The sequence below is a fragment of the Autumnicola edwardsiae genome (assembly GCF_031846505.1).
GTDB lineage: Bacteria > Bacteroidota > Bacteroidia > Flavobacteriales > Flavobacteriaceae > Autumnicola > Autumnicola edwardsiae.
In genome coordinates, this window is sequence record NZ_JAVRHP010000235.1 from 1 (window position 1) to 1,456 (window position 1,456).

A 1,456-nucleotide genomic window follows, 5' to 3' on the forward strand; every position below is an offset into this window, starting at 1 on the left:
GCTTCAATTGTTCGTCCCGTTGGACCTAATTTTTCCTTTGGCGATATTTCGTTATAGAAGAAAAAATCGAGAATAGTTGACATTGCTTCAGTATGTGACTTGAAGTGGGTTTTCGAAAATTCTTGAAAACGTTTGGCAGTTTTCCGTTTAAACCTAATTGTAATGAATGAATCCATTTTCTTTCGCTTTTTTAAAGATTTGACGTAAATCCATCCCTGTTTACTGGCTATTTCAAGCTGTTTGACGCAAATTGTAGAAACTTTAAAATATCGACTGATTTTAAACAACTAATAATCAGAAGATTAAAACGTAAAAGGAATCCGTAACATCGCGCAGCGTGTTACCCTCTTGCTATTCCATTTTCGTCCGCACAGCGGACAAAATTTCATACAATTTGCTTATACACAAATTGCTTTTTTCGGAATTCGAATAATTCCAAATTGTAAATTATCGATGGATACAGCTATCAGCGAAAGTCAAAAATTGGATAGCTATAAAAATTATATTTGCTGAAGTTCAGCTTTTTAAAGATACAATTTTTTGGAATTTTAGTGAAAAATAGATTCCATAAAAAAGACCTGAAAAATCAGATCTTTTTAGAATTTATAAGGAAGTTCTATTATAACAGTCCCTCATCTGCAAAAGAGAAGTAATTGCCGTCTGGAGTAATAATTAAATGATCAAGGACTTTGATATCAAATAACACAGCAGCATTTTTTATTTTTTCTGTAAGCCTTTTATCTGCTTCACTCGGTCTTAAAGTTCCGCTGGGATGATTATGTGCTAAAATAACAGAGGTAGTCAAACTCTTTAGAACTACCGCAAAAAGAATTCTCAAATCTACTAATGTGCCGGTAATTCCACCCGTAGAAACTTCATAGATTCCTTTAACCTTATTGGCATTATTAAGAAGCATAACTTTAAAGCATTCTTGCAGTCCTATCTGATCTTTATTCCACTCACTAAATAATAGTTCGGATGCACTTAACGAAGAAGTAATTTTAGGAGCCTGAGAGATTTTAAAATTTCCCTGATATTTTATTGAGATTTCATTAACTTTAGTTTTCATTATTGACTTTTTAAAGGGTTGATAATTAAAAGAGGGCGTTACCGTGAACAAGTACCCGCCCTCTTATTTTATTATTACTGGCTATCGCCATTTTTTACACCTAGTAAAAGAATTTCGTTGGCTTCTACTTCGGTTACATACCGTTTTACTCCATCTTTATCCTCATAGCTACGGGATTTAAGTTTTCCAGCTACTCCAATCTCTTTACCCTTTCCGGCATATTTTTCAATAATTTCTGCAGTTTTTCCCCAGGCCACGATAGTGTGCCATTCGGTATTCTGTATTTTTTCGCCTTTTTCATTTTTATAAAACTCATTAGTGGCGAGTGAAAAACGGGCAACTTTTTTACCGCTTTCGAGGTTCGTGATTTGTGGATCCTGTCCAACA

General features: G+C 34.1%; 3 protein-coding genes. All 3 read right to left on the minus strand.

Annotated features, from left to right (window positions below):
- The coding region (locus tag RM529_RS17315) for a BfmA/BtgA family mobilization protein (RefSeq protein ID WP_311485994.1) at positions 1-176 on the minus strand (176 nt) is incomplete at its 3' end.
- A 443-nt stretch (positions 177-619) separates the two neighbouring features.
- Entirely contained in the window at positions 620-1,069 is a 450-nt protein-coding gene (locus tag RM529_RS17320) for a JAB domain-containing protein (protein WP_026914618.1), read from the minus strand.
- A gap of 74 nt (positions 1,070-1,143) precedes the next feature.
- On the minus strand, positions 1,144-1,456 hold a 313-nt coding region (locus tag RM529_RS17325; RefSeq protein ID WP_311485993.1), incomplete at its 5' end, for a single-stranded DNA-binding protein.

What these genes read in the sequence shown, in the direction of transcription:
- RM529_RS17320 (WP_026914618.1), bottom strand. Translation starts at nt 1,069, where the DNA reads ATGAAAACTAAAGTTAATGAAATCTCAATAAAATATCAGGGAAATTTT.